The 26,323-nt window shown below is 55.5% G+C and carries 23 protein-coding genes; 8 read left to right on the plus strand and 15 right to left on the minus strand.

All coding sequences use genetic code 11. The features are described from left to right. Positions 1-136 precede the first annotated feature (136 nt). The 13 genes from HDF14_RS16085 to HDF14_RS16145 all read right to left on the minus strand — a co-directional run bounded on the left by HDF14_RS16085 (position 137) and on the right by HDF14_RS16145 (position 15,060). On the minus strand, positions 137-1,804 hold the full coding sequence (locus HDF14_RS16085; RefSeq protein ID WP_183978541.1) for a peroxidase family protein: 1,668 nt from the start codon (positions 1,802-1,804) through the stop codon (positions 137-139). Positions 1,805-2,472: 668 nt separating this feature from the next. Next, positions 2,473-4,602 carry an SBBP repeat-containing protein gene (locus tag HDF14_RS16090; RefSeq protein WP_183978543.1) on the minus strand — a complete coding sequence of 710 codons (2,130 nt, stop codon included), beginning with the start codon at positions 4,600-4,602 and terminating at the stop codon, positions 2,473-2,475. Positions 4,603-4,838: 236 nt separating this feature from the next. Continuing rightward, the gene (gene lepB / locus HDF14_RS16095; protein ID WP_183978545.1) at positions 4,839-5,705 is read right to left on the minus strand and encodes a signal peptidase I; all 867 of its coding nucleotides are present in this window, start codon (positions 5,703-5,705) and stop codon (positions 4,839-4,841) included. Continuing rightward, complete coding sequence (gene rnc, locus HDF14_RS16100; protein WP_183978547.1) at positions 5,702-6,532, minus strand: ribonuclease III; 831 nt, start codon at positions 6,530-6,532, stop codon at positions 5,702-5,704. Before rnc ends, lepB begins: the two co-directional genes overlap by 4 nt. 81 nt (positions 6,533-6,613) lie before the next feature. Beyond that, the gene (locus HDF14_RS16105) at positions 6,614-8,425 is read right to left on the minus strand and encodes a tetratricopeptide repeat protein (RefSeq protein WP_183978549.1); all 1,812 of its coding nucleotides are present in this window, start codon (positions 8,423-8,425) and stop codon (positions 6,614-6,616) included. A 165-nt stretch (positions 8,426-8,590) separates the two neighbouring features. Next, positions 8,591-9,814 (minus strand): Gfo/Idh/MocA family protein, encoded by a 1,224-nt coding sequence (locus HDF14_RS16110; protein WP_183978551.1) that lies wholly within the window; start codon positions 9,812-9,814, stop codon positions 8,591-8,593. 19 nt (positions 9,815-9,833) lie between these two features. Then, positions 9,834-10,874 (minus strand): FAD:protein FMN transferase, encoded by a 1,041-nt coding sequence (locus tag HDF14_RS16115; RefSeq protein WP_183978552.1) that lies wholly within the window; start codon positions 10,872-10,874, stop codon positions 9,834-9,836. 82 nt (positions 10,875-10,956) lie between these two features. Continuing rightward, entirely contained in the window at positions 10,957-11,835 is an 879-nt protein-coding gene (locus HDF14_RS16120) for a zf-HC2 domain-containing protein (protein ID WP_183978554.1), read from the minus strand. Next, on the minus strand, positions 11,832-12,395 hold the full coding sequence (locus HDF14_RS16125) for a sigma-70 family RNA polymerase sigma factor (RefSeq protein ID WP_183978556.1): 564 nt from the start codon (positions 12,393-12,395) through the stop codon (positions 11,832-11,834). The genes HDF14_RS16120 and HDF14_RS16125 overlap by 4 nt, the downstream gene beginning before the upstream one ends. Positions 12,396-12,525: 130 nt before the next feature. Then, the gene (locus tag HDF14_RS16130; RefSeq protein WP_183978558.1) at positions 12,526-13,014 is read right to left on the minus strand and encodes a hypothetical protein; all 489 of its coding nucleotides are present in this window, start codon (positions 13,012-13,014) and stop codon (positions 12,526-12,528) included. A gap of 539 nt (positions 13,015-13,553) precedes the next feature. Next, on the minus strand, positions 13,554-13,847 hold the full coding sequence (locus HDF14_RS16135) for a DUF1330 domain-containing protein (RefSeq protein ID WP_183978560.1): 294 nt from the start codon (positions 13,845-13,847) through the stop codon (positions 13,554-13,556). Between the two features lie 270 nt (positions 13,848-14,117). Further along, entirely contained in the window at positions 14,118-14,705 is a 588-nt protein-coding gene (locus HDF14_RS16140) for a ferritin-like domain-containing protein (protein WP_183978562.1), read from the minus strand. Between the two features lie 154 nt (positions 14,706-14,859). Next, entirely contained in the window at positions 14,860-15,060 is a 201-nt protein-coding gene (locus tag HDF14_RS16145; protein WP_183978564.1) for a hypothetical protein, read from the minus strand. Positions 15,061-15,412: 352 nt separating this feature from the next. On the opposite strand from HDF14_RS16145, the gene HDF14_RS16150 reads away from it, so the two are divergent. After that, positions 15,413-16,873: a DUF1254 domain-containing protein gene (locus tag HDF14_RS16150; protein WP_183978566.1), complete on the plus strand. Its 1,461-nt coding sequence runs from the start codon at positions 15,413-15,415 to the stop codon at positions 16,871-16,873. 861 nt (positions 16,874-17,734) lie between these two features. On the opposite strand, the gene HDF14_RS16155 is transcribed toward HDF14_RS16150, so the two are convergent. After that, positions 17,735-18,937 carry an aminotransferase class V-fold PLP-dependent enzyme gene (locus HDF14_RS16155; RefSeq protein WP_183978568.1) on the minus strand — a complete coding sequence of 401 codons (1,203 nt, stop codon included), beginning with the start codon at positions 18,935-18,937 and terminating at the stop codon, positions 17,735-17,737. Continuing rightward, positions 18,934-19,788 carry a tryptophan 2,3-dioxygenase gene (locus HDF14_RS16160; RefSeq protein WP_221304720.1) on the minus strand — a complete coding sequence of 285 codons (855 nt, stop codon included), beginning with the start codon at positions 19,786-19,788 and terminating at the stop codon, positions 18,934-18,936. Before HDF14_RS16160 ends, HDF14_RS16155 begins: the two co-directional genes overlap by 4 nt. 307 nt (positions 19,789-20,095) lie before the next feature. Here HDF14_RS16160 and HDF14_RS16165 point away from each other — a divergent pair, with 307 nt between their 5' ends. The 7 genes from HDF14_RS16165 (at position 20,096) to HDF14_RS16185 (ending at position 25,898) form a co-directional block, all read left to right on the plus strand. Then, the gene (locus HDF14_RS16165) at positions 20,096-21,178 is read left to right on the plus strand and encodes a hypothetical protein (RefSeq protein WP_183978571.1); all 1,083 of its coding nucleotides are present in this window, start codon (positions 20,096-20,098) and stop codon (positions 21,176-21,178) included. Between the two features lie 166 nt (positions 21,179-21,344). Then, the gene (locus HDF14_RS26695; RefSeq protein ID WP_260698316.1) at positions 21,345-21,605 is read left to right on the plus strand and encodes a hypothetical protein; all 261 of its coding nucleotides are present in this window, start codon (positions 21,345-21,347) and stop codon (positions 21,603-21,605) included. Beyond that, positions 21,575-21,925 carry a glycosyltransferase family 87 protein gene (locus tag HDF14_RS27610; protein ID WP_406707233.1) on the plus strand — a complete coding sequence of 117 codons (351 nt, stop codon included), beginning with the start codon at positions 21,575-21,577 and terminating at the stop codon, positions 21,923-21,925. The genes HDF14_RS26695 and HDF14_RS27610 overlap by 31 nt, the downstream gene beginning before the upstream one ends. Further along, the gene (locus tag HDF14_RS27615; RefSeq protein WP_406707234.1) at positions 21,850-22,101 is read left to right on the plus strand and encodes a glycosyltransferase 87 family protein; all 252 of its coding nucleotides are present in this window, start codon (positions 21,850-21,852) and stop codon (positions 22,099-22,101) included. The genes HDF14_RS27610 and HDF14_RS27615 overlap by 76 nt, the downstream gene beginning before the upstream one ends. Before the next feature lie 69 nt (positions 22,102-22,170). Further along, the gene (locus HDF14_RS16175) at positions 22,171-22,572 is read left to right on the plus strand and encodes a hypothetical protein (RefSeq protein WP_183978574.1); all 402 of its coding nucleotides are present in this window, start codon (positions 22,171-22,173) and stop codon (positions 22,570-22,572) included. Between the two features lie 692 nt (positions 22,573-23,264). Next, on the plus strand, positions 23,265-24,242 hold the full coding sequence (locus tag HDF14_RS16180) for a hypothetical protein (RefSeq protein WP_183978576.1): 978 nt from the start codon (positions 23,265-23,267) through the stop codon (positions 24,240-24,242). A 339-nt stretch (positions 24,243-24,581) separates the two neighbouring features. Continuing rightward, positions 24,582-25,898 carry a putative sugar O-methyltransferase gene (locus HDF14_RS16185; RefSeq protein WP_183978578.1) on the plus strand — a complete coding sequence of 439 codons (1,317 nt, stop codon included), beginning with the start codon at positions 24,582-24,584 and terminating at the stop codon, positions 25,896-25,898. Positions 25,899-26,323: the final 425 nt, after the last annotated feature.

Raw genomic sequence — 26,323 nt, forward strand, 5'->3', positions numbered from 1 at the left:
GATGATTGTGGGGCTGGAGGAAACCTTAGCACAGACGCGCGGAGGAGTCAGCGGAAGATTTGGAGGGCGCGGTACCGGCGGGCGAGGAGCCTGAGACGGCCATACCGGTGCAGATATGGCCGTCCAGGCATGGCGTTCAGTATTGGAACGACGGTTTCCGGTTGTGTGTATTGATGGTGGCGGGGGTGGCCACATGGGGTGGATTGTGGGTTTGTGGCAATTTCTGCACGAAGACGTTTGGCTGTTGAGCGAGAGTGGTGTCGGTATCCCATGTGATGAGGTTGGCAAGGGTGGTATTGGATATGGCCGAGGCTAGATCTTTATTGAACCCTTGATTAAGCCAGAAGAAACGATCGCCGGTACGCAGTGCCTGAAACTGGTCTGCGATGATGGTTTGAAATGTCGGACCGACCACTGCGCCGGAGGCGTGCTTCTCGGCCAAGCCTCCCATGAACAGGTCGAGTTTCGATATGTCGCCATAGATGGTTTGGAAGTTTCTTTGCAGGACCGGGTCGGCGGTGAGGTCGGCGAAGGAACTGTAGGGCGGCAACCCGAGTGCGCGTCGTGTCTGGTTGAGAGTTCCCAGACCTACATCGCTTTCACGTCGTATATCGATGGCGATCAGATCCATCTCATCGACTCCGCCACCGACCAGGCCAGCAAATAGCAGGTTGCGCAGAGCGCCTACGGTGTAGACATCGGTAGCCTGAGAGGAATCTGTCCCGATGGATCGCAGGAGCGGATTGATTCCGTTGGCCTCGTCGATCTCCGGAGTATTGAAGAAGGCTTGTGCCAGCGACTCGGTAAAGATGACGTTGCCGTGGTTGTCGAGGCCTTCTTGAGTATCGGATACCTGTGAGTGGCCCACTCGGAAGGCTGCTGTCGAAAACTCCTGGGTGACTTGGGCGTTGACCGTGGAGTTGTAGCCTTTGTATGGTCCGACTGCCGAGCCAACCAAAGTTGGCAGGAACTCCGTGTAGACGATGTTCTGATATTCGGCGGTGGTGATGGCTTTTGCCATGTTGTAGAGCTGGGTGCCTGTCCAGTTCGGATGCTGCGATTTGAGAGTAGCGACCCAGCGATTGTGTTCGCGCATGAAGAGGATCGTGATGGCGGTCAACTCGGGATTTTCCATCACCCTGGGATCGCCTGTGATGAAGGTGTCGTTGACGACGGGGAGAGCCTGACCGTTGTCTGAGCTCATCAGGGTTCCGTCGGGGTTGGTGAGGCTGGCGGCAATTGCCGGGGTTGAGCCATAGAGTTGAGAGAGGTCCAGGTAGCCGGCGACCGTGTTGATGATGGTGTTGGTGGCGCGACTGCGCGTGTCCCTCGTCATGGGAATGGTTGTTCCTGCTTCGAAGACGGGGTCGCCGGGTGGTATGACGATGTTGATTGCGGCCGAGGTGAGCGGGGTTTGTTCAAGATCGAGGTCGTGGTCTACGAACTGTCCGAAGACATAGAGCCATGCGGTAGCGACGGGATCCTCCGTGTCGGCGCTTTGGCCCTGGGCGCCGGTTCCGCCGGCGATCACGTTGCTGATCGTGCGGGGATTGGGTGCGGGCACGAGGCTATTCTTTGTTCCTCGTGCGAAGTTCAACGGGGCGATGGCGATCTCCGGTGATCCCGGAGTGCTGTTGAGGCGCGGGTTGGCGAGATTATTGCCGGTGCCGCCGATCGGGCGAAACTCTTTGAGAAGATCTGTGTCGGGTTCTCGAACAGATGGTTGGCTTTGGGCGGTCGCGCGACACAGCAGAGTTGCGAATATTAATCCTGCAAAGATGATGCGTAGATTCATGACAAACATTTCAGGTTCCGACCTTTCTTGAAGATGCATTTGCGCAGCCGGCCAGGTTTCGTAGTGCTTTGCCAGGCGACTGTCAATGAACGTTGCGCGGCGCTCGCCCATCGTTGGCGATTGAGGCCGTAGTTCACCTAAAGCGTGCCGGCGAAAGGAACGCCAGACGCTCGGAGGTGTGAATTACTCCGGCGATCAGGGGAGTTTAAAAAGCGTGCAGGGGCCGAAGGACTTTCGTCCTGCCGAACAACCTCCAATGGATTTTCGTCAGCAGACAGATGCAACTATCAATGCTTCAGAAAGAACGATCTTCCAGGTGGACCGCAATACATCGTCGCTGAGCGAATGAGCAGACGATGGGCGCAACTGCCTGCCGCCTAGCGAATCGAACCGACAGACAGCGACAGTTCTGCGTTCGCCAGAGGCATGGCCACGCCTCAGACTCAATTTGAATCGGTACTCGCCGATTGCTGGATACAGATGTTATGTGCAAGCAATTTCACATCCAGATTTATGGAGCGGTCTAAATTGAGGAAACGACACACTATGTAGATTTTGTATCTGAAGGCGCACGGATTTGGAGGGAAATAATTAGCGGGCTTAGCATCGAAATGTCCGGACGGAGGGAACAATCTACTCATCGGGATGGATGTCCGTAGAAATCACGCCTCAGGATTTTAGGGCTGGTTTTCGATCACCGGTTCTTCATCGAGCTTGACTACGAAGGCATCCTGATTCGAGGCGGATTTACCTCCGGTGTAACGCATGCCCGCGGTGTAGATGGTCGGGTAGACGATTTGACCCAAAGTTGAAGTGGGCTTTGTGACTGCCACTCCGTTGATCGAGGCGCCGAGGAAGATGGTGTAGAGGGGACCGTTTCCGTTTGCGTCCAGTTTCATGAGAAAGCCAGCGGTTGGATTTGGAGTGAGGGGTGGAGCGCCAGGGAAGGTTGTTGAGGATGTGCTGCCCACTACCCACGTGTCTCCGCCTGCGTCCGTGGCGATCGCGTAGCCGTCGGAGCTGCCATCGGTTCCTGAGAAGAGTTTGGAGTAAGTCAGCTTGCCTGCGGGCGAAACCTTCGACACAAAGACCAAATCCGGATGTGGCGATTCACAAGGCGAGCAGAAGGTTCCGGCGACGTAGGCATTGCCGGCGAAGTCCAGCGATACTGCTGTGCCGATGGTGGTCTCGAGGCTCAGAGAGGTTGAATATATGAGCGAGTCCCCTGCCGGGCTTAACTTGGTCAGGAATGCGGAAGGCGATCCGCCGAACATGGTGGACTGGTAGCCGGCGTATGGAAAATCGTTTGATGCGGCTTCGCCGGTGACGTAGGCGGAGAGCGAGCTGTCGACCGCAATGCCAGAGATTGAATCAACATTCGATCCACCCATATACGTGGAGTAGACCAGTGAGACTCCGTTTGGAGCAATCTTCGAGACGAACCCGCTGACGGCGGCACCTCGATAGTATTCGTAGCCGTGCACGACTGGAAAATCTCTCGACGTGGTGAATCCCGCGACGTATGCCGACTGAGACGCGTCGATGGCAATGGCCCCGCCATTTTCGGCGTTGGATCCACCGAGATAGGTGGAGTAGACGAGGCGGTTGCCTGAGGGTGACAGCTTGGTAACGAAGATTGTGCCGTCCCCTCTTTTCTCAGCCTGCAAGGCCTGAGCGAGCGGGAAGTCGTCGGAGTGGGTTTGGCCGGCAGCATAGACGCCGCTGGCGTCGACCGCGATTCCGTAGCCTGCGTCGTTGTCTCCGCCACCGAGATAGGTGGAGAAGACAATATTTCCACCTGTGCCTAGTTTGGTTACAAATGCATCGGAGTCACCGGATCTGCCGCTCTGGATGACTCCTCCGACGACGTTGAAGTTGCCAGAGTAGGTCTGTCCTGTGACGTAGGTGAATCCGCGGCCATCGACGGCTACGGCATTTGCGGCGTCGGTGTCCGAGCCTCCGAGGAAGGTGACGAATCGGATAGTGGGATCGATCACGAGAGGTTTGGCGCGATCGTATTTTTCGATGGTGAAGCTTGCGATGTTTCCCTTGAGTACTTGAAATCCGCCCTTGACTGGTACATTCTTTCCGCCGACTACCTGATAGATTTTGGGCTGGGCGTGACGAAGGAGCTCGGTTTTGTTGGTTGTTGCAAGCACGAGGTCGCCGTTGGTTTTGTCCACCTCAAGACTGGCAGCTCCTTCGAACTGAAGTTGAATCTGACGGGGATCGGCTCCTGGGGCGAGGACGAAGTCGTATTCGAGCGCGCTCTCGTCTCCGTGAAAGATGAGGTCGATGCCTTGATAGACGCTTGCCACTTTGACCTGCGCGTACTGCGGGATATCGGTTTGCCAGGTGGCTGAAGTTTTTCCGATGAAGTAGTTGCTGATGCCTCCGGATGGCTCCGCTCCTGCCGGCTTCCAGCCGTTGCTGCCGGAGAGATGCAGTTTGACGAGGGTGCTGGGCGCACTCTTTGACTTTGCCTGCGGCTTTGCCAAGTCGGATGGGTTCAGAAACCTTGGCTTTGCGGGTGGGGTGGCTTTGCGGTCGACAAACTCGAGCGTGGCGCCGTCGTTGCTTATTCCGAGACGGAATCCTGCACCGTGGCCTATCCATTGGAAGTTCGAAGCGGCTTGTCCGCGATTGGGCTCGAAGACGAGAGGGGTCTTCGCCGGAGAGAGTTGAAACTGAGCTCCCTTTTGGGTTGGAGTTTGTGTCTTGTTGCTGGATGGGGTTTGGGGTTGTGCGGCGGAGGTGAAGAAGAGGAACGTCGCCGTTACGGCGAACCGGAGGAATGAGGTGGTCATTGAATCTCCTCTCGAAAGAATTGGGAGTGGCCCAGGTGGCGATTTTTAGTCGCCACTCATTTCTGTCGCTTGGAATTTCTTGATTCTGACCCGTGATTGGTGTGTTGGCGCTGACCGATGGAGAGACTAGCTACGCGCAGCATCGAACTTGTTCCGCACTCGATAGGTGACCTTCGCGGCGATAGCGTTTCAATATATCGGATCGTGATCCGTTTGGAAATGTAGGGTGTCCGAGTCTAGCGGACGATTTGGAAGGTGCGGCTCCAGCGGGCGAAGTCGACTACGGATTCGAGCTTGCTGGGGCGCGGGTGCATGGGTTTGGCGGTTGCGTCGGGCTGGGTGAGCGTGGTGGGGTCGTCGGACTCGTGGGGAAGGAGAGAGAAGTAGATGACGAGGGGTTTGCCGACGATGGCCTCGCGGGGGACGAAGCCCCAATAGCGGCTGTCTTCGCTGTCGTTGCGGTTGTCGCCGAGGACGAAATAGTTGCCGGTGGGGATGATGAGCTCGTTGTTTTCGATGAGGGAGCGCATGCGAATCCACCAGTGAGAGTCGATCTCGGGGTCGGGGGCCTGGAGGCGGGGGAAGTTGTCGCGGAAGTTGTCGGGCGGGCTGGGGCGGTAGACGGCGTAGGGCTCGGTGAGGGCGTGGCCGTTGATGTAGACGATACCGTTGTGGAGGCGGAGATGGTCGCCGGGGAGGCCGATGACGCGTTTGACCAAATGGAGGGTGGAGTCGACGGGGTCGTGGAAGACGATGATGTCGCCGCGGTGGACGGTGGCTGCGGGAAGGAGGGTGCCTGCGCCGTCGGGGGCTGCGGCCTGCTTGTCGACGAGGAGGAAGTCGCCGACGAGGAGGGTGGACTCCATCGATTCTGAGGGGATGCGGAAGGGCTGCACGCAGAAGGTGATGATGAAGATGGCGATGACGATGAGGTGCAGAAGAGATTGAAGGGCGGTGGCGACGCTGGGCCTGTCGTGGTGCGGGTGACGGCGGGGATGGTTTGAAGCCGGACGGGGATTCGGCAGACGGGTTTGCGGAGCCTCGGACGTGACGGAGGCGATTGGGATGCCGGGGTTGCTCGAGACGGCGGCGGGTTGGGTCACTCGACCACCTCCGCGGTTATGTCGAGTGAGGCGGATTCGGCGACGAGGCGGGCTTCCGCGATGAGGCGTTCGAACGCGAGACGGGCGGCGGCCTGCTGGGCTTGTTTTTTGGTCGTGCCTTCGGATTCGGCGAGGGCGCGGGAGCCGCCGGATTTGTCGTCGACGCGGACCTCGACGCGGAAGCGCTTTTGATGGTCGGGGCCGCTCTGGTCGGTGAGGACGTATTGGGGTTGGCCGGCGCCGGTGGCCTGGAGATGCTCCTGGAGGGCGGATTTGTGGTCGCCGATGGCGCCGCTGAAGGTTTTGCTGCCGTCGAGGGCGAGGTGGAGGTCGGGCAGAGCGGGCTCGATGATGTGCTTTTCGATGAAGGCGCGGGCGGCGTCGAGACCTCCGTCGAGATATAGGGCGGCGATGACGGCTTCGATGGCGTTGGCGAGGAGGGCGGGCTTTTTGCGGCCGCCGGATTGCTCTTCGCCGCGGCCGAGACGGAGGAGGGAGCCGAGGTCGATGCGGGCGGCTACCTCGCCGAGATGACGGCGGCTGACGAGAGAGGCGCGGAGGCGGGTGAGCTCTCCCTCGCGGGAGGATGGGAAGCGGCGGAAGAGGGATTCGGCCACGGCGAGACCGAGGACAGCGTCGCCGACGAACTCGAGCTGCTCGTTGTCGGCGGCTGGGTCGGGGAGGGTCTCGGGATTGGTCTCGTAGGCGAGGGAACGGTGGGTGAGGGCCCAGGTGAGGAGATCGGGACGCTGGAAGATGTGGTCGAACAGAGCCGGGGGGGCGTCGTTCGACTGGGATCGTCCGGGCTTTTTATGGCGCGTCGTCATGAAACTCCCCTGCTTTACTTTACCGGACGTAGGCGGTTGCGCACTGGTGGTTCGCGGCTGGTTTGCGCGGGATGAATCCAGTTAGGGGGGGGGTGGAGGGCGGTAGGCGTCCTTTTCGGCCTTACCGCTGGGGTCGAGGGGGGCATCGTCGTCATCTTCGTCCTTGGCCTGCTGGGCCACTTTTGGTGCGACGAAAGGCTCTTTGATTCCCTTCTCCGCGGCGGCCTTGGTGTCGGGCTGGGCGTCGCGGACGGTGAGTGCGGCCTGGTACTCGGCTACGGCTTTCTTGCGATCGTCTTTGACGTCGTAGAGGCGGCCTAGATAGATGTGCGACCAGGCGAGGGTGCGGGGATCCTTTGAGGAGTCGAGGACTTCCTGGAAGTCGGCGAAGGCCGCTCCGGGCTGGCGTTGCATGAGATTCACGCGAGCGAGAACGTAGTGGGCCTGGGCATGGTCGCCGTTGGGATCGGCGAGGACTTTGGTAGCGATGTCGGAGGCGCCGGTGAGATCTCCCTTGTAGATCTTTTCCTCGGCTAGCTGGAGACCGGTAAGTTGTTGCGGAGCACGGCGCAGAACGTCACGGCTGCCGGAGGGCAGGAAGGCGATCTGCCTGGCGTGATGGCTCTCGCGCTCTATGTCCATGCCGTAGACCATCTCGCCCATGTACTCCTTGAGGCTGACGGAATCCTTCTCCATGAGGCCGATCTGGTTGTAGAAGTATTCGGTAAGGACCCAGCCCTGGCGCATGGCGAGGTCTACGGCCTTGCGGCGAGTGGCTTCGGCGTCGTGCTCGTAGGTGCTTAGCTCCGCGTTGTACTGTTCGATCTCTGCGCGCTGTTTGACGGCGCCGGGCTTGGCCGGCTTGGCAATCCCGACATCCATCGTTCGGTCTTCGATTGCCTTGATGAGGCACTCGGTGATGAGGGGTACGATCTCAGTCTTGTAGGTGTAGTCGAGTGGAGCGTCCTGTACGGCCTTGAGCAGTGGCTGGAGGCGTTCCATCGCGGTGGCGCGAGAGTAGACCAGAGGCTCAACTTCGTAGTGGAGGTAGATGTGGCGGATGTCGTCCATGTGGACGGCGCCGAGCGGTTCGGCTGCGGGCGACGTGACGACGATGTAGTCGTTCGAGTAGATGCGGGCGTTGGTCGTGGAGGGCGCGAGCATCGGTTCGAGAAGGACGAGGAACCGGCGGCCGTCGTAGCTGCTGACGGGGAGATGCAGATAGATATTGGTGGCGAGGACTGTCTTCGTAAGAGGATCGTGAACGCGCTTGAGGAGATCTTCGTACTCGGGGCGATGCCCAATCCAGATGGCGTGGAGATGCACGTCTTCGGCGAAGGTTCTGAGGAGCGGAAGGATGTTGACGACCTGGGTGGAGTCGGGGGGAAGCTCGGTCTCGCCGACCGTGGGGGTAAGTTCGGGAGGTGGTGTGAGGTAGAGAGCCAGCGAGATGTATTGGGCAAGATTCAGGCTGGCATCGCCGAGGGTGTGATCGCGAACGTAGCCGCAGAGGGCGTCTCTGCTGGTGCGTGCCTCGGCGGAGTCAGCCACCTCGGCGTTGATCTCATCGCGGATCTTCAGGCGAACCGGGGCGGAGTTGGCGAGATCGGCGTCGTAACCGCAGACGTTCAACGCGACGGCGAGATAAAAGAGGGGTTCGCTGGTCTCGAGCGTGATGGCAGAGCCGCCGGCTTCAGGCTGAGCGACGCGAGGCGCAACCTTGGCTGGTGGCTCCTTCGGGACGGCTGCGTCGGGAGCTGTGTCCGGATTGCTGCTGCTCGATGAGCTTGACTGCGCGTTGAGGCCGGAAGAAGGCAACAGGAGAGAAGATGCCAGGCACAGCGAGAGAAGCAGCGGGTGCCGATGGAAAAACGATTTTGTGGGAAAGGACACGATATGAATTCGACGCTCCTGTGAAGTTTATGGGAGCGAAGGGAGGGGGTGCAACCTGGTAAGGGGTTAGTTTCAGTCCACATCGAGAAACAGACACGTCCGATGAGGCGGTTTTGCGTCCAAGCGCACTGGATTTGTAAAACCGTTAGGAGATCCGCAGACCTCTTAAACCGGGGCCGGAACCTCGAGCTCTCGTCTGGCACCCAGCGATTGATTCGCCGTGATAACCGACAGTGCGGAGCGCATGCCGATATGCGCGTCGGCGACGGGCTTTTGACCTGTGCGGATGCATTCGATGAAGGCTCGGCAGGCGGTGGTCGTTGGATCTTCGGTCACGGGAATGTCGAGACGTTTGCCAGCACCACGGTACGGCATCTCGCCCCCAGGACGATAAGAAGCCCCGGCAGTTATGGCCTTTACTTTCTCACCAGGCTTTGACGGGAGTCGGTTAGCGCGTTTCGGTTCGTAGAAAAACTCCGCGTCTTCGAGCGTGAGATTCAGGCTGCCTTTGGTGCCGTAGATCCAAAGCTGGTTACCCACCTCGGCATTGTCAGTCAGAGAACTAAAGACGAAGCGTCGGCCCTTGGAGTAGCTCAGCACCGCCTGCACGTTATCGTCATTCTCGCGGCCATCGTGGTAGACGGCAATGCTGCCGGTGGCGTACGCGGCATGAGCTGTTTCACCGAACACCCAGTTTGCGATGTCTATATGGTGCGAACCCAGCTCGGCCAACAACCCGAGGGAAAACTTGTTGTAGAGGCGCCAGTTGATGAGGCGTTCGAGAGATGGATCAGGCACAGGACGGCGCCAATCGTTGTTGCGGTGCCAGTATCCATAGATATGGGTCACATCGCCGATTTCTCCACGCTGTACGTAGTCGATGGCAGATTGAATCCAGGGCGCGTAGCGATACTGATGGCCCACCTGAAAGATCTGCTTGCCGGCGTCAACTTTTTTTACGACGTCGTTTACTTCGGCCACGGTGAAGGCCATCGTCTTCTCACCGTACACGTGGTGTCCACTTTCGAGCGCCGCGATCACCTGTTCCGCATGAAAGCTGAGCGGAGTAGCGACGACGATAGCGTCAAGGTCTTTGCGGTCAACCAGAGTGCGGTAGTCGGAGTGCGATGCAACGGTATATCCGCATAGCTGATTGAGCTCTTGAAAGCGCGGCGGGTATACATCTGCTGCCGCGACGATGGTCACTCCGGGTACGCGGAGAAAATTGCGGATCAGCTCTTTGCCTCGACTGCCAGGCCCTATGATTCCAAGGCGAACGGGTGCAGGGGCAGCTGGATCGGCAACGTTCATCGCTGCGATGGAGGTCATCGACTTCGCTGCGAGTGTTGCCGCGGATAGACCTTGAACAAAAAGACGTCGGTTCATCATCGTGTCAGTACTCTCTTTTCTATTTTGTTTCGTGCAATGGATTTGGCCAGTGGATAGCCCGATAGCGCGGACTGTCAGGAGTGCCTGATACGATCACGGCCTCCGTCTGCGGGCAGGATTGCAGCAGAAGCGCTGACGCGTCCGAACCCATGACGAACGTCGCCGTGGACAAGGCGTCGCTGTCCGTGGCCGAAGGCGCGACGACAGTGGTCTGCAGCATGTTCTCTACGGGATGCATCGTGTGTGGATCAAGGATATGGCAGTAACGATGGCCGTCCTTGATGAAGAATTTTTCCGTGCAGGCCGACGTGGACAGCGAAGTATCCGCAAGGAGAATTGTGCTGAGAGTGCTGCCTGCATGCGCAGGATCGGCAATGTTTACCAGCCAGCCCTTCGATCCAGGAGGAGCGCTGATCGCATAGATGGTACTGCTTCCCGCCGAGATCAGCGCGGCGGATACATGTTGCTGACGTAACAACGCGACGACACGATCAACTGCGTAGCCTTTGCCGATGCCACCGGGATCGAGTTCCATCGAAGAATAATTGATGAAAGAGACAGTGCGGGTCGACGCATCGAGGTGGATGTTGTTCCAGCCCGTCTGCTTTTTCAGAGCGAGCAGCTCCTCTTCCGTCGGGATGCGTCCGTGATTGAAGAAGAACCCCCATGCGCGCATCAGAGGCCCAACTGTGATGTCAAACGCTCCATCTGAACGACTACTCCAGGAGAGTGCAGTCTGAAGAAAGTCGAAGGTCTCGGGATCGGTGGTGACCGGATGCGTGCCAGCTTCACGGCTGATGCGTGAAAGCTCGCTCGTTGGCTGATAGTTGCTGAGGAGTGCTTCGATTCGGTCAACTTCCTCGAAGGAGAGCTGCATCCATTGGTCTGCCGTCTCCTGATTCGGAGCATACAGATCGATGGTGAACTCCGATCCCATAGCGCGGTGAACGTCATGGAATAGCACGAGGGATTTCTGTTGGGTGACCCCGGACCCTGTGCCTGAAAGTACGAATGCAACAGAGATCGCTGCGGCGCGTAGTGTCTGAATCAATCGGGGCATCTAGAAACAGAATATCCCCGGAACCTGTCGAAACGCATCGCGAGGCGATGAAGCGAATCTCGAAAGTCAGATCACCCCAGACTCACTGTTCACGAAACTCACCTTTGTCAGCCATATTCTGATGGCAGACAAGGCAGGACCGGCTAGCGGAAGTATGCAACGACGAGACCAAAGCGTAGGTGAGACCATGCGTGGTCCAGGTAATTACATTGAACCCCCCCTTCGTTTGGTAATGGAAGGTTAGCCCACGTGAGACGATCTCCTCCCCACCATATGCCTCAGCTGACTTGCTCGAAGCAACCAGCAGGCTAATCCGGTCGTTCTTCATCGCGAACGAGACCAGAGCGGCGTAACTGTTCCCGTAGCTCACCAGTCTTGCTCCAACCTGTCGATAAGCAGGTTGATCATTTGGTAACAATTGAGATGTCGGCAGTCGGAAGTCGAAGGGGACCTTACCCGCAAACCACGCCGTTACTTCTTCCGGAGATTCCGAATTAATCTCGAGCGGAAGTTTGCCGTCAAGATAGTTTCTGTGCGTGGTCAACGCCGTATCCACATAGGAGGCAGCACGCGCATGCCGAGCGATCGTTGGAACGAATACCATCCCCAGCACAAACACGAAAGCAATCGTCGCCACCGCTCTCCATGGGAAGGCCGTGAGTTCGCCGGGCCCCATTGATTGTTTCAGGAGCCGCAACACCCGCCTGTGAAGACGCTCCGGCACATGCCCGGACACGGAGACATCTTGAGCCGCAATGACACGGGCACGCAACTCATCCGAAGCCCTGTAGAGGGGGCGCGACCGATGCAGAAGATCCGCAAGTGCCTGCTCTTCCTCAAGCTGACTTTTACAGTCCGCGCAGTCTGCAAGATGAGCGCGAAAGTCTTCTAGTTCTTGATCGCTTAATTCGTTGTCGAGATGGAGTGAGACGTTATGGCTGTGTTCATCGTCAGAATTCATTCCATGACCTCCTTCCTCGCGAAATCGGAGGTCTTAAAGGCAGCCGAAAGCAACGTCCGCAGCTTAGTGCGCGCCCTTGCGAGGCGCGACATTACCGTCCCTGCGGGACAGTCCAAAATCGTTGCAATCTCCTGATAGGAAAGTTCCTCGAACTCGCGCAACAGGATGACCTCGCGAAAATCTGCTGGCAGTCGTTGAATTGCTTCGCGCACTTGCTGATGCTCCATCTTACTCACGTAGAACGCATAAGGATCCTTTGCAGTATCTGCGAAATCCACAGCGTTCTCCTCTCCATCCATTGCAACAACTTTTGCGGTGCGCCGGTGCCGTAACTGATTGAACCAAATGTTCCGCAAGATGGTAAATAACCAGCCCTTTACGTTGCTGCCAATGCGCAGACTTCCCATCGCCCGTATGGCGCGAACATAAGTCTCTTGCACCAGGTCTTCTGCCTCACTCCGATTGCGAGTGAGTACCAACGCATAGCTGAACAATCCATCAATATGTTCGATACCAGCAGCAGCCTCTACAACAGGTGAGCCCTCAGGGGTCAAAGACATAGTTCACTACCTCTACAAAACCGGACTTGAGAGAATATTCCCGAAAAAAAGAATTCTCGGGGACACACAGGACCGCCCTGTGTGGAGCGTCCCTCGTATCCGTTGCCGCAAAGGCTAAAAGGCCAACATTCTAAGAGCGGTACGGTAATAAGGACGCTACTGATATATGGCGCAAATTCTCCATAATTCGCGTCAAGCTTTCCGCAATCGCCCATTCGCGCGCGTCTCTCGTCTCCGATGCGCCGGATTTCGGTCCGGGGAGGTTCTCCTCAATACCGTGTTTCCACTCGTCAATGTCGCGCAGAACTGCCTCGGCGTACTCAACCTTCTGTTTCATAAACGCAACAATGCACAGTCGCAACAGACGGTCTGCGCGCTCACCCAGCTGTACTAACTCTCGCGAGTTTCGACGTATACCTCCACGCAGGAGCACGACGGTGTGCGAAGAAATCTCGTTTGCCTGCTGACATGTGGACGACAGCGCCGCAGAGATTGTCCGCGCGGATTCGACGAAGTCCAGCTGCGAATCGTCGAGTTCTCCTTCGCACAGTTCATCGCTCGCCGCAATGATCGTCTGACCAAGGTACTCCAGCTTCTTTCGTCCACTGGAAGATTGCAAGGCAAACTCAACGAGGCCCAAAGCATAGCCTTTTGTCGCATAGTCAACGGCATGCAACGAGAGACGTAGTATCTCGATCAGATCCAGACGCAATCTACAGATGGATCTCTCAGCAACCAACAACGAGACCGGAGATACTGGGCCGGTTTGGCCGGAGTCGCTGGTTAAGAAACATGATATCTCAGATATTTTGGGTTGAAAAGAATGCTGAGATTCCCTTCTCGAGAATCTAGTGGCGAAAAAGGATCGTTAGACACGCCGCAACTGGCGATGTCTATTTCTGAGCTCAGATAGGGAGTCAAAGTAGTACCTCAATCCAAATGATTTGCGGCGCAACGAACTCGATCGTATGTGCTGTCTTTTGCGCTCGTTAAGATAGAAACACCCTTCCCGTTTGTTTATTCCCGCTTACAGAAGGCTTCTATCCCTGCTCCCGATTGCGGACACACCAAGTTGCGGGAACACCCCGATCGCGCCGCCACTCAGACCGGCCCATTCCCAGGAAATGATAACGCCTCGAGTGCGCATTCGCTGAAGGCCTACACTCCCTCAGCAATCCGAAAATCCCTCTCCACACTTGAGCCAAGCGCAACCAGAGCCTTCTTATAATCCGCGCTCTCATACGCTGCCAGCGCCTGCTCGTAGCTATCAAACTCAACGACGACCGTCTGCTGCTTCAGCCCGGACTCGTGGGCCGTCACCGTGCTGCCAGGAGCCACCAGCGTGCGCGCCCCAAACTGCCCCAATGCCGCTACAGCCAACGCCACATAGTTTTTCATCGTCGCCTCGTCACCAACCGTCCTATACGCAACAACCCAATAACCCTTCTTCATATCGTTCCCTCACTCAAATGTCTTGACCGCAGAGTTTGGATGCGACTTCAGTCGCAGAGATACCAAATAATCAGCAAAGTGTTGTTCTCTGTTCTGTAGAGGGGTATTTACACGCGTTCCTACGACCGTGAACTGACGGGATTCCGCGCTTTTTCCTGCTCGCGTTTGCGAAGGACGGGATGAGAAGTTGCTTGCAGAACGCCCAGCTCGGCCTTCTCGGCAACGTCTCATCCCCTCACCAGCCAAAGGCATCTTGCCTTAACCGTGGATCTAGGAAGCCTTCTTCCTCAACCCAGGAGCCGCTGCCTTTTCATCTTCGCGGCTCTTCTGCGCAGACGTCTTCTCCTTCGCAGACATAGCCTTCTTCTTATGCTCCGGCTCTTGCGAACTCTCCAGAAGAATTGGCTGCGCAGCCTCGGTGATCTTCGCCGCCGCCGCCAGCTCTTCATTCAAATTCTCCGTCAGCAGGTCGATCACATCCTGCATCCCGAGAGTCTTTGCCATCGCAATCGTCGCCTGATACCCCGCGATCTCGTAGTGCTCCGTCCTGAGCGCAGCACCGATCAAACCGCAATCGAATGACGCTCCCTCTTCATCTTTTTCCAGAGCATCCTTCCCTTCTTCAACGATGCCCTCCATTCCATTGCAGTGTTCTCCAGTTGGCTTCTCGCCCAGGTGCTCGAAGACCTGCTTCAACCGCTCTACCTGGCCCTTGGTCTCTTCTAAATGCTTCGTGAAAAGTTCCTTCAGCTTCGCGTCCTTCGCTCCCTTGGCAAGCTTGGGTAGCGCCTTCACTAACTGATTTTCTGCGCTGTACATATCGCGCAACTCATCCAGCAAAACGTCATTAAGTGGCATGTCAATCTCCTGTGTTGGTCTATAGATTCCCGGCATTCGCGCCACGTGCGAATCATCCTATGAGAGACACAGTTCCATTTCAAAGTTGGCCATCTCACAAGGTTTATTAAGTAGGAGGGGCCGCGGCATGACCGCGGCCCCCTCTGGCTCTTAGCTATTTCTTCGCCGACGATGCCGACTTCGTGTGAGCATCTGTTGACTTGCCATGCGCCGTCGTGGACGACTCATGTGCCTTCTGGGAGTGTTTGTGAGCCTCATCATGGTTACCCATGTCATGCTTTTCGGCTGCGTTGAGGTGGTGACCTGCTGCTTCGTTATGATGCCGCGCGGCATCCATATGCGCTTGTTTTGCCATTGTTGTTCACTGCCTTTTCTGGGAAACGGATCACCCAGCGAATACGATGGCGCAGCATCACGCCGCGTTATCCACCACTTCAGCATCCAGGCGACGCTACACCCAGACTTGTTCATCCATTCAACAAAAGGCGTCTGGCCTTCGATCGGCGATAGGCGTCTGTTCCCCCAAAAGGTGTTTTGATCAAGGGCCGAAGCTGGCCAAAATCTCATCAGCGCAGAAGGGTGTGCGCCGGAGATTCGAACTGAAAACTCCGTTTTTCGACCACAGCAACTTAGACTGCTGTCGAACTATCATGTTTGCGTTATCTCTTACCATCTGGGACAATTTGTCGTCACCAGAGGCTCAACGCATGCCCTCTCCAGTGCGTCACTCGAACCTTCATCGCATCTCGCCCGTTTTCATAGCCAGCCTGCTTGTTGCACTTACCGCTTGCGAACAGAAGAAGGCAGAGGCGCCGGAGAACACATCCGCTCAAAGAAATGGATCTACTAGTGACCTCGTTCACTCCCGTGCGGTCGAGGCGGCGATCTGGGGTATGCCTGCCGTCAACTACGACCTCATGCTCCAGGAGATGCTCACCAAAACCCAAGCCAAGGTCGGACAGGTCATCTACTGGGGACGCCCACTCGACTGGCATAACCAGACGCTGACGCCCAACCCAGACGCTCTCTACTTCATCACTTTCGTCAACACGAAGGAAGGCCCCGTCGTCCTTGACCTTCCCCCCGGTGATGATAATGGCTCCTTCAATGGCAACATCGTCACGCTCTGGCAGATGCCTCTGGCTGACGCCGGACTGCTCGGCACGGACAAGGGTAAGGGGGGCAAGTACCTTATCCTGCCTCCCGGCTACAAAGAAAAGATCCCTGCAGGCTACATCCCCCTCCAGTCCGACACACTCGGCAACTACATGCTCTTCCGCGCCAACTTCAAGAGCCACTCGGACGCCGACGTTCAATCAGCCGTCAACTACGGCAAGCGTATTAAGGTCTACCCGCTCGCCGCCGCCGCCCACCCGCCAGAGACCGTCTTCACCGACGTCAAGGACATCAACTTCGACTCCACCATCAAGTACGACGCCAGCTTCTTCGATCACCTCAACAACGTTATCCAGTCTGAGCCATGGATCGACCGCGACCGCGCGATGATCGACGCGCTCAAATCTATCGGTATCGAGAAGGGCAAGCCTTACCAGCCCTCCGACCAACTGAAATCCACTCTCAACTCCGCCGCTCAGGACGCCCGCACCTTCCTATACGCAAAGTACGACGCCGGCTTCCCGTCCTTCTTCCCCTCAAACAGCCACTGGATGTTCCCCAGCTATCCCGACTTGGTAAAGGCTGCGAGCAGTTCCTACGCCGATCTCAACGCCTACCCCACAGATGAGCGCGCCGTCGTCTACAGCGTGGCCTTTATCGGCATCAAGAATCTCGGCGGCGGACAGATGTATCTCTTCTCCATCAAAGACAAGGACGGCAACGACTTCGACGGCGCAAAGACCTACAAACAAACGGTGCCCCCTAACGCGCCGGTCAAACAGTACTGGTCGCTCACCGCCTACGACCGCGAGCTCCATACACTCATCAAGGGAGTCAACCGCGCGAGCCGCTCCTCCCAGATCCCCGAGCTCCAGAAGAACCCCGACGGCTCCATCGATCTATACATCGGTCCCAAAGCTCCCGACGGCAAAGAGTCCAACTGGATCCCCACCGACCCTAACCGCAAATTCGAGTTCATCTTCCGCGCCTACGCCCCTACCCAAGCGCTCTTCGACAAGACCTGGGTCCTGCCCGATGTCGAGATGGAGTGACAAGGTGGACCATCGAAACCAGGCATACGCGTTTATAGGATACGGAAGCGAACCTTTTCCAGAGGTCTCTAACCCTCAAGGTCGGGTTTTCCGCAAGTTCGAGCGGCCGGCCCGCTAAGTCGCTTTTTGGAGCGGCTGCAGGTCAAGACCTCCTAGCTTCGGTGGCGGGATTAGCTTGTACCAGGTAGCGGGTTTCATCCGAATGTATGGCGGGATAGTCGTGAAATGTTACGTCGCTACGTGGCGGCAAAACATTGCATTGGGTGACGGCATATCGGTGCGGCCAGCACTAATGCCGTTGACCAAAAATAATCAGAAAAATCTACGCCAAATTTGGCGTATGAGTTATGTCTGGTTCGCTACAATTAAATGAGAGATCAGAATCAAGGGCTGCCATCGGCGAAAGCTGCGGCAGCCCTCCACATTTAACCCGTCCACAACGAACCACGATCACACCACGAAAGGACCACAAAACACCACGTCGTCCTTCACCACGAGAGCAGGCGCAAACCGGCTCCTAACTGCCTCAAAACAAGTATTTTAGGCGTAAGCCCCATGGATGCAATATTTTAGCGGCACATCCTGTCTCTAACCTATTGTATTCAAAAGGCTTCCTTGCAAAATACGCCCAAGGGGGGAGGGGGTACCTGAACCATCTCCCGCTTAGAAGATTTGCCGGTTCTCAGTTAGGATTTGAAAGTGGTCAAGGAGAATTGTTGAGATGAGTTCGTCAAGTGAATCGTCGTCCTGGTTGGAAAGCTGGTGGCCGCTGCTGGTGATCCTCTTCGGAGTAATCTTCGTCACAGCGTTGGTGACGTTCCACCCAGTGAACTAAGAACGGGTACGGCGCAAGCCGTACTCCTAACTCCCTGTGAGAATTGACGCCAAAGTGGCCGCCACCTCACGTAAAGCACTATCAGGCGTCAGGTAATCGGGTGAGAGCCTAAGCCATCGGCCGCGCGCATCTGTTATGACGCCGCGCTGTTCGAGCGCTTTAGAAAGCGACACCGCTTCAGGGTTTTCTATCGTCAAAAACCCTCCATGTCCTTCGTCCGCGCCCTCCGCTTCAACGCCACAGTCTGAGAGATATCGTTTCAAGCGGCTGAGGCGGTCCAGGTTGTACGTCCTGATTCGGTCGACGCCCAGTGCGAGAGCGAGTTGCTGGCCCGCGCGAGCCTGGTAGTACGTCAGAACGGGAGGAGTCGATTCGAGAAATGCACTGCCGCCTTCTGCGAAGCGTGGCGGATCGGGCCGTTCGTAGAGAAAAGGATGGTCTTTAGCGAACCATCCGATATCGATTGGCTTCAGACCGCTCGAGAGAGCATCCGGAGAGACATACAGGAAAGACGCCCCGGGTCCACCACGGAGGTATTTGTAACTCCCGCCGATCATAAAATCAGCATTCATCGAGGTAACGTCCACCGGAAAGACACCGACAGAATGGTAAGCATCGACAAGTAGACGAGCGCCGGCCTGATGGCACTGCTCTGCGAGAAGATCAAGATGGGGCACGACCCGCCCGGTCATAAACATCACCTGGGAGATGACCACGAGGTCCACTCCCTCCTGAATCTTCTCCATCAAATTTGAGAGATCGATGCTGCCATCCGACACTTCGCAGGGAACAAACTGAACGCGGACCTTACCCACTGCCGCGTACTGCTTCAGAATCACATCGACCGAGTCGAACTCCCCTGTAGTGGAAGCGACACGAGGTACTCCCGGAAGAGCATTCAGAACAGCGCGCAGCCCTTGTCCCGCCGAGGTTTTCGGCACAATGCAATCGAACCTGGAAGCGCCAATAAGCTGCGCAAGACGCGAACGATGCCCTTGCTCCTCTCCAAGCCACTGGTCCCAGGCATCTCCGAGGTTGGTCTGCCAGAGTCGAAAGCCTTCGCAAAGATCATCCTCAGTCCGGTCGAGTGGCCGGCCCAACGAGTGGTTCGCCAGATAAATCCCCGGTGCGGAGAGCGTCTTGGAGAAGAGTGGGAAGACATGACGGCGCAGTTCATCTTCCGCGAGAACACCGGTTCCAACGGATGCGATAGCACGGGCGAGACTCATTCTCGCGGTGCCTCGGTTCGCGAAGCCAACAGTTCGGGGAAGAAGGTAAGCTCAAGCGCCTGACGTAGAAAGCCAACACCCGATGAGCCGCCCGTACCCTGACGAAAACCAATGATGCGCTCAACTGTTTTGAGATGACGAAAACGCCAGAGCTGGAAGTATTCTTCTACATCCACCAGCTTTTCACACATCTCGTACGCCTCCCAGTGTTCTTTAGGATTGCGATAAATATCACGAAATACTGCCACGAGGGCTTCATTCCTACTGTGTGGCACCGACCAGTTTCGTTCGCGACATTCGTCAGGGATCCCATAGCCTCGCCGAGAAAGATATCGCAAGAACTCGTCGTAGAGGCTGGGAGATTCGAGTGCACGCTTGAGATCCTCGTAGATCGCCGCATCGTGCGCGAACACCTTTATGGTGTCAAGATTCTTGTTGCCGAGTAGAAATTCGAGTTTGCGATACTGATACGACTGAAAACCCGAGGCGCTTCCAAGCACAGAGCGGAACTCCATATATTCGGACGGTGTAAGCGTTTCCAATACGGCCCATTGTTCGAATAATTGCATCTGGATGAGTTTGACACGCGACAGAATCTTGAGGCAGGGAGGAAGCCTATCGTGGCGTATATGGTCGATCGCAGCGGAAAGCTCGTGAATGAGAAGCTTCATCCACAGTTCTGAAACCTGGTGCTGGACGATAAACAGCATTTCATCATGATGCGGAGGCTGGGATAGCGGACGCTGCTGCGCAAGCAGACCGTCAAGAGAGAGGTAGCCAGAATAGCTGAGCCTCTCGGAAAAGTCGCTCACAATGCCTGGTTCAACGGGGCGTTGATTGATGTTTTTCATCTTCACCTACCTAGAATACTAGGCCAAGGGCGGCGGCTGAGGAGCGGAAAGTGGCCCCAACACTCCGGCCGCTCTTGCCTAACTCTTAGCCGGATTTGTTGGGCGTGACAATCAAATGACAGACTTAAGACTGCCCAGTGACACACGCTTCCGAGAGGCACAGCGATAATCTAGATCGCGGAAACATAGTGTTCCGCGATGGCGCGGCCGTTCTATGCCCTTGGGCATCTTCTGTAGAAAGCCGCTTGCACGCCTCAGTCCAGGGAATACCACGGAACCAAGAGCGTCGTTCATCGGGAATACTCGCATGTCGATAATGCACAAAATCCGCTTGGTGATCAAAAGGATCGTCTTCGGGAATACTCTCCTTCCTCAGGAGTTCACGCTCGGACTGGAAGACCCGCAGACGGAGATTACGGTGTGGCTGCATGGAGCGGGCGCACCCCGGAACGTGACTCGTCGTCATTCTATGGTTTGTGCATCGCCACTAACTATCTGCGTGGGATTTGACGAGGGACAAAGACCAGATGAAAACGACCTGGTCAATCCATCGTTGAAATTTTGTGAGCGAACAGGGCGGAAGCGAGTCTTAGGAGAAATCGGCCTTAAGCCTCAGACGATCGTTGCCGAAACCGGATCAGAGTTCATCTTGTTCGAACCTCGAAGTTCAAAAAATTATTGTCTGCCAAAAGCACGTCTCGGCACTCACTATTTGCTTCACGCATATAGGCAATGGAGGAGCGATAACACCAAAGGAATAAAGATGACTTTCCTCGAAAGACGTGCAGGGATGGTGATTTTTATCTGTCCTCATCCCATCCTGCTTGTGAGTGTAGGCAGCAAAGCCGACGGCAACATCTTTCCCATGAACATCCTTGGCGATTTAGGTAACGGCTATATGGGTTTCGCTTTGAGGGGCGAAAGGCTGGCGGGCGGACTCGTAGAACGGGCCAGCCGCATTGCGTTGAGCAGCATTCCCGTGTCTCAAGGAGCCTTGGCATATCAGCTCGCGAACAATCACACAAAGAAATCAATTGACTGGAGCCAGCTTCCCTTCGCAACAAAGATGTCGTCTGCATTTAGTATTCCGGTCCCTGAATTTGCGTCGCGAGTCATGGAGGTGGAGATCAAGTCCGTCCGTGCGATCGGCAGTCACCGGTTTTTTATAGCGCGAATTGTTCGGGAAGATAAATTTTTCGGTGGCTTGGAGTTCTGTTCGATTCACGGTTTTTATCAGTCATGGCGACTGGGCACACTCGAAAGGGAGGACGAAGAGTTACAGATTTCATTAGCGGGAGATGCGTTCAACAAGCGAGGGCGTAACCGACCACTAGCTATCAGGAATGCTCAGATTGAGATGCTTCCCCTGGACGATAAGCAGAACCGGTGAGTGCAAAGCCAAGACAGTCGGCTTTAGCGGTGAACCGTTGTAAGGAATATGAACGCCGAATCTTATGATCTGTTCAAGCGGAGAACGTCGATTGGAATATTCATTGGCCTCCAAAGTTAGACGTTCTCCCGTGCTGCCGCCTCGATGGGTTTTCATTGGAGAGTGGATGTTGGTTGTCCTTTTGGCGATCCAGATGGGTGTGCGTACTCTGCCGAAGGCATGGCATACGCTGAACAACGACTTTCCTAATTACTACATGACAGCAAGTCTTGTGCATGAGAGATACGATACATCCCGCATCTACGATTGGGTCTGGTTTCAGCGTCAAAAAGACCACCGCGACATAGATCAGCGCATGGTCGGGATGACCCCACTAACCCGTTCTCAGCTCTTGTCATTTATCCACTTACCTCGCAGTCTGCATTAAGTGCAAAGCACCGATGGCTAATCCTCAACGTCATCCTTCTGGTAGCAACTCTTAATCCTGCGAAGTCTGACCGGGCTTTTATGGGGCGCCTAGCGCTAATCGCTTTATTGAGTTTTCCGCTTCGAACAAACTTCTTGTTCGGGCAATATTATGTTTTGTTACTGCTGTTATTGACGTTGGCATGCTGGCTCTATGTCCGTCGGACGCGTTTCTTCGCTGGAATGATGGTTGGACTTGCGTCAGGATTAAAACCTTTCCAATTCTCTATTTGTTCTATTTTCTCAGGAAACGAGACCTCAAGGTCTTTGCCGGTGGAGTAACAGGCGCCCTAACGAGCGGAGCTATTTCAATCTATGTTTTTGGTTGGGAGCTAAACCGCACTTATCTTCTTCAGGTGATGCCATCAGCACTCCTCGGTGAGGGTTCGGATCCGTACAACCTGCAGGCTGCCTCTCTGTCATCACTTCTGCACAGGTTTTTCATCTATGAGCCGTAGCTAAACCAGCATCCAGCGATTAGTGCTCCGTGGTTGTTTGCAGTTCTGTATCCGGTCCTGCAGATGGCATTGATTGGACCAGCGCTCGTCTTTGCGATGCCGAATGACAGATCTCCGTACAACCTCCGTCTCGAGTGGGCAGCGATTTTAATGGCGATGCGGGACAATGGCTACCATGTCGCAGTCGAAGGAGTCGACGCCACAAAAGTTGGAAACACAGGAGACGACGATGAGCTCGGTATCGCCGCTGCGAATGGTGACCGATGGGTAGAACAAACTGGACACGAATCTGCAATCATCTCTGTGCCGGAGGGAAGAACTACCATTCGTCAGGCCGAATCTCCTGTCGCATCTTTCGATGGGCGATGGCTCGCGTTCCTCCGCGAGGACCCATGGTCGAGCGCGCATTTGGATACGCGCTTTGGATCGGTCGGACGACATCGACAAGCCAATGACGCCGCCCGGACTTAATGTGCTCAAGATGTCGTTCTTGCCCGGAAACGAACTCATATTCTCAGCTGTGTCGAGCAGGCGGCCGGGCTTATTCGTTGCAGATCGAAACGGAGGGATACGACCTCTTGAAATGGGCGAGACGAGGTATCCTCCCGTCTCTCCAAACGGGAGCTGGCTCACATATAGCCAGCTGCAAGGTGGAACCTGGAACCTCTGGTTGCGCAATTTACGCAGCGGGGAAACACGCAGGCTTACCAATGCTGCATGCAATAGCACCGAACCCGCCTGGGCCGCGGGCTCGCAGACTTTAATTTATGCGAGCGATTGCAGAAGAGCCCTCTGGTTTTCTGCGCTTTGTAGACGGCGAATCATCTACTGAAGGTTAAACGAGCACCCTCAAAATCGACAGATCGCAAGTGGTGCGGGGAGAGTATGTCCTCGTCTAATTTGATGCTCGCGCCCAGAGAAAGCTACATGGGCCTCCAATATCACGCTTGTCTTTCCACAGCAGTGAGACCCCACTGTGACGCTGACTTCTCGGTTGAAGCCAGGCTGACAAATAAGTGACAGAGTCCAGACGATCGGCTGACATGCGTGCAAAGGCCTCGCGATAGCTTTGAAACAGCATGGGTACTTTATTGACTTTGAGATATTGCATACTCCGACGACCAGCTTGCGCTGTGTTGCTCTTTGCGGGGCTACTGTGGAACATGCCAGCTTTGGTCGCTCAGGATGTCCCTCTTCTATCAGGCGGCGTCGGCTTCTTGACAAATACGAATGCTGGCAATACGTCTTATCAGACTATTGCGGTCCCGGTACTCGAGGCTCCAATCGGGCAACATTTGCTGGTTGAGTCACGCGCGAATATTCTCGAGACTTTTTCTCCACAGGGAAACGGTCAGGGGTATGACCATTCGACATTTCTTGGATTGTCGTATCTTCAGGCAGACTACATTGCCACGCCGCACATAACCGTCGTCGGAGGATACTTCCTCACCCCCTTTGGAACCTACAACGAACGACTTTCACCAATTTGGATCAGCAGCCTGGATGCTCCATTGATCTTTAGTATCGGCACCATGGGCAGCGGTAGTGGGACAGGAGGGATGCTGCGGGGTAACGCGTACTCAACTGATAAAGTTTCAATCAGCTATGCGGCCTATTTCTCAGCGGGCAGTACAAATAAGGAGTTTCAGTCATCGCGCTCAACCGGCGGACAGGTATATGCGTACTTCCCGCAGGCAAGGCTGGAGGTTGGCGCATCCTATGGCCGGTCGCTCGAGGGAACCCAATTATCCAACGCTTATGGGGCTCATCTTTGGTGGGAGCCGGCAAAGATTCCTCTGAAGCTCCGCTCCGAATATGCGCATGGGGCTCACTCCCAAGGGTATTGGATTGAGACCGACTATCGACTATCTCAGTTTAGCGGAGCTGACAGCTTGATCGGGCGGTTGGAACCGGTATTCCGGCTGCAGCAAACCTTTCGGAACAGTCCGGACCCATCAGATTTTCTGCCAGCCGCAGACACGCAGAGGGTTGACTTTGGACTCAACTACCATCTACCGCACGAGGTGAGGATCAACGCACAATACGCCCGCCAATTCTCATCGACTGGAAACTTCAATATCTGGGAGACCGGGATCGTTTATCGCTTTCTCTTTCCGGCGTGGAAAGGTAAATCAAAATGAAGATTTTTGCACCTATCTCCCTCTGTGCTCTCTTGCTTTCTACGGCGCATGCATTTTCGCAGGCAAAAGAAGGAAGCGCTTTGACCACTAACTCACAGCAGCAAGCAAAGGGCAACGCAGTCCGTAAGCGAACACAAAGAGACGGACAAGTAGTCTTCGAACAGAACTGTTCACGCTGCCACAATGCTCCCCAGGGCTTTTCTCCTCGCATCTCCGGAACGGTAGTGAGACATATGCGAGTACGCGCAGGATTGAGTGCCGAAGATGAAAAGGCGTTGCTGCGTTTCTTTAATCCGTAGACTTAAGGATTTCTATGAGCGCTTCTTGAGAAAGGGTTCTATGGTAAAGCTCAAACATCTGCGCCATCCTTTTCGGACGGTGAGTACTGCAAAAAGCTTTTTCGCGGCACGCTGGAGTATGTGGAGATTTGCAGATCACGGCGCACGGCGCTTCAGGGGCGATCCTCGTTATGATCTACAAAATGTAACCGAGGGGTTCAGATCCCGCCTCGATGATTCCGGGGACGATGATGAATTGTTGGAAAGAATATGCACGGCGTACATAAAGGCCGTGAAACAGCAGCACTTTGCGTCCAGAATGTACAAAGCTTCGGAATGGTGGCAGCAGGTGCAGCAGGGAAACTTGGGGCCTGTCGCGCAGGCGCTCCTCGCCAGAGACATTAATACGCTCCGAAGGATGTACCGAAACTTCTTTCGTGACCCTTGCTCATCAGGTTTGCTAGGCGTGCCTTTTGGTATGTCGAAAGCCTATTTTGGCGGGACAATCAAAGACTTTCATCGGCGTTTTTACCTAAGTCATGTTTTATATCGATTTGATTACTGGAAAGCACAGACTCAAAACCGTTTTATATTACGCGATCTCGCCGGCCCTGGCATCGGCAATCCGTTTGGTGTGCTGATCGAGGGAACACATATAAACGTCGGTGCCGAGTACGCACACTATTGTGCTCATCGGATCGACAGCCTGCTCGGCTCAAAAGTCGCCACCGTGGCCGAGATCGGTGGCGGATTTGGGGGAATGGCTTACTATCTGCTTCGCGATCGGCCTAAGGTTACCTACTTGGATTTCGATGTGCCAGAAAGTATCGCACTGACCTCGTACTACCTCATAAAAGCGTTCCCAAAGCTGAAGTTTTTGCTGTATGGCGAAGGTCCGTTGACAGCCGACGCAATCTCTCAGGCAGATGTGGTGCTATTACCTTTATTCGAGCTGGATATTATGCCTACCGGCAGCGTCGATTTGACGTTCAGCTCTCACGCAATGTCGGACATATCTTCTGAAGCGATGGTCGAATATCTCAGGCAAATTGATCGCATGACCAGAGACTGTTTTCTAAATATAGGTAAGGAACGTACCAATGACTCGATCTCAGATCTTTTTGATCAGGGAGATCACTCATTCAAGTTGTCGGAGACACGATCCTCAGGCTGGCACAGCCAAAAGGTTTCTGGTGCAGGTAGCGCATTGGGCGCGCGTTCAACCATACTGGAACAGGTCTACACGCGAACCGCTTTAGGTGTCGACGTCACAACCGCGTCAACGATGGAGCGGAACTCTCCATTCTCGCGCATTTCGTCGAACCCCGGTTCCACCGCAGCCCACGGAAGCTCAGCTTCTCTCTCTTCGAACGCCTGACGAAGATATTTTTCCGCCCTCCCTTGATCACCAATTGCAACTGCGAGCGAAGCTCTCCGAAAGTTGCTCAATGGCGTCTCGGGTGCGAAGAGGCGACGATCGTCAATCATTTTGATCGCGATCTCAATCTCCCCGCATCGAGCGACAACCTCAGCGATTAGGCCCCAGAAAAAAGGCTGTCTCCCCACGCTTCGCTGTAATGTCTGCGCCAACCTCATGGCTTCTGCGTGGTGGCCAAGTTGCACCTCGATGAGAGCTTGCAAGGCAGAGACCTCGAGCGGCAATGGTCCATACGATGACGGCCTGGCAAAGTGTTCGACCGCCTCCTCATAGAGACGGCTCATGTACAAAAATCTTGCGTAGGAGACTTTCTGGCGATACGAGAAAGGATCCAGTTGCTGCGCAATCTGAAGATAGGACCACGC

The organism is Tunturiibacter gelidiferens (assembly GCF_014201335.1).
Classification (GTDB): Bacteria; Acidobacteriota; Terriglobia; order Terriglobales; family Acidobacteriaceae; genus Edaphobacter; species Edaphobacter lichenicola_E.

What these genes read in the sequence shown, in the direction of transcription:
- HDF14_RS16180 (WP_183978576.1), top strand. Translation starts at nt 23,265, where the DNA reads ATGCCAGCTTTGGTCGCTCAGGATGTCCCTCTTCTATCAGGCGGCGTC.
- HDF14_RS16115 (WP_183978552.1), bottom strand. Translation starts at nt 10,874, where the DNA reads ATGCCCCGATTGATTCAGACACTACGCGCCGCAGCGATCTCTGTTGCA.
- HDF14_RS16185 (WP_183978578.1), top strand. Translation starts at nt 24,582, where the DNA reads ATGGTAAAGCTCAAACATCTGCGCCATCCTTTTCGGACGGTGAGTACT.
- HDF14_RS16125 (WP_183978556.1), bottom strand. Translation starts at nt 12,395, where the DNA reads ATGTCTTTGACCCCTGAGGGCTCACCTGTTGTAGAGGCTGCTGCTGGT.
- HDF14_RS26695 (WP_260698316.1), top strand. Translation starts at nt 21,345, where the DNA reads ATGTTGGTTGTCCTTTTGGCGATCCAGATGGGTGTGCGTACTCTGCCG.
- HDF14_RS16165 (WP_183978571.1), top strand. Translation starts at nt 20,096, where the DNA reads ATGTCGATAATGCACAAAATCCGCTTGGTGATCAAAAGGATCGTCTTC.
- HDF14_RS16085 (WP_183978541.1), bottom strand. Translation starts at nt 1,804, where the DNA reads ATGTTTGTCATGAATCTACGCATCATCTTTGCAGGATTAATATTCGCA.
- HDF14_RS16120 (WP_183978554.1), bottom strand. Translation starts at nt 11,835, where the DNA reads ATGAATTCTGACGATGAACACAGCCATAACGTCTCACTCCATCTCGAC.
- rnc (WP_183978547.1), bottom strand. Translation starts at nt 6,532, where the DNA reads ATGACGACGCGCCATAAAAAGCCCGGACGATCCCAGTCGAACGACGCC.
- HDF14_RS16145 (WP_183978564.1), bottom strand. Translation starts at nt 15,060, where the DNA reads ATGGCAAAACAAGCGCATATGGATGCCGCGCGGCATCATAACGAAGCA.
- HDF14_RS16155 (WP_183978568.1), bottom strand. Translation starts at nt 18,937, where the DNA reads ATGAGTCTCGCCCGTGCTATCGCATCCGTTGGAACCGGTGTTCTCGCG.
- HDF14_RS16160 (WP_221304720.1), bottom strand. Translation starts at nt 19,788, where the DNA reads ATGAAAAACATCAATCAACGCCCCGTTGAACCAGGCATTGTGAGCGAC.
- HDF14_RS16090 (WP_183978543.1), bottom strand. Translation starts at nt 4,602, where the DNA reads ATGACCACCTCATTCCTCCGGTTCGCCGTAACGGCGACGTTCCTCTTC.
- HDF14_RS16135 (WP_183978560.1), bottom strand. Translation starts at nt 13,847, where the DNA reads ATGAAGAAGGGTTATTGGGTTGTTGCGTATAGGACGGTTGGTGACGAG.
- HDF14_RS16150 (WP_183978566.1), top strand. Translation starts at nt 15,413, where the DNA reads ATGCCCTCTCCAGTGCGTCACTCGAACCTTCATCGCATCTCGCCCGTT.
- HDF14_RS16140 (WP_183978562.1), bottom strand. Translation starts at nt 14,705, where the DNA reads ATGCCACTTAATGACGTTTTGCTGGATGAGTTGCGCGATATGTACAGC.
- HDF14_RS16110 (WP_183978551.1), bottom strand. Translation starts at nt 9,814, where the DNA reads ATGATGAACCGACGTCTTTTTGTTCAAGGTCTATCCGCGGCAACACTC.